Annotated in this window: 1 protein-coding gene; it reads right to left on the bottom strand. The window is 45.8% G+C overall.

Annotated elements, in window-relative coordinates:
• A partial coding sequence (locus A3763_RS27980; protein WP_197482706.1) for a hypothetical protein occupies positions 1–583 on the bottom strand: 583 nt, incomplete at both ends.

The following is a 583-nucleotide window of genomic DNA, read 5'->3' as shown; positions in this document are numbered from 1 at the left end:
TCTCGCAAAGCAACACTTCGAACCACTTCATAGTTCGCATTAGACGCTGCCGCTAGTCCACCAACGGCGGCATTATACTGAAGGTACTGTCGCCATAAGTTGCCAGGAGGAATCTGGCTAATCAAGCTTGCAAGCATAAGGGGTTTATTTTCTTGTTTGATACTATGATCCCGTCCGATCAATAGTCCTTTCATATAGAGCATTTCATGGAACAAATGAGGCTTTTCCTTTCGCAAAAGCTGCATCTGTACTTTGTCAAAACTTTCTGAAGAGCGCTTATCATCGGCGGTAAGGTAGAAGACCTTACCTAAGTAGTACCAAGCCTGGTTACGATCGCTCAATGAAATTTGCTTGGTTAGAAGCGTCTCAAATACTAGTTTGGCCTCTTCGACCATTCCGTAAGAGAGCATCAGCCCCCCCTCCACTAATTCGGGATGCTGGCCATGCCCCTGGATTCCGGAACGGAGCTTGGCAACATTTAGCGCGCTCAAAGCTTCAAAGAAATTTCCTTGATGGTACTGGAACAGTAACTGACCGTAATTTAAGTCTTGAGCACGTTGATATACCGGGTACTCATCAACCA

The organism is Oleiphilus sp. HI0128, assembly GCF_001635365.1.
This window is presented reverse-complemented; position numbering and strand designations above follow the sequence as displayed.